Origin of the sequence: Pseudomonas sp. DVZ6, from assembly GCF_024259445.1 — a bacterium.
Taxonomy (GTDB): Bacteria; Pseudomonadota; Gammaproteobacteria; order Pseudomonadales; family Pseudomonadaceae; genus Aquipseudomonas; species Aquipseudomonas peradeniyensis.
Map to the genome: position 1 here is coordinate 1 of NZ_JANCLM010000127.1, position 322 is coordinate 322.

Sequence of the window (322 nt, forward strand, 5' to 3'; positions counted from 1 at the left end):
AGCCAGCACCTTGAGCAGACCCTGGCTGGCGATCTGGCCAGCCTGGTTGTCGACCAGGCCGGCGCGCTGGATCAGCAGGTCCTTGCCGGCGAACAGCGTGCCCTTGCGGTTGAGCAAATCGCCGAGCAGGTCGAGGGTCAGGGCGCCCTGGGCGGCGAGGTTGCCGTCGTTGTTGTTCAGGCTCGCAGCGTTCAGGCCCAGGTCCTGGCGGGTGGCCACGCGACCGCCGTGGTTGTCGAGGGAACCGGCGCTGATGGCCAGCTTCTCACCGGCATCGATCAGGCCGCCCTCGTGGTTGTCCAGTGCCGCCGTGATCGTCAAC

The 322-nt window shown here is 68.0% G+C and carries 1 protein-coding gene; it reads right to left on the bottom strand.

The window, feature by feature from the left end; translation table 11 throughout:
• Positions 1–322, bottom strand: a 322-nt coding sequence (locus tag NMG10_RS25930) for a hypothetical protein (protein WP_254465388.1), incomplete at both ends; no start/stop codon positions are given.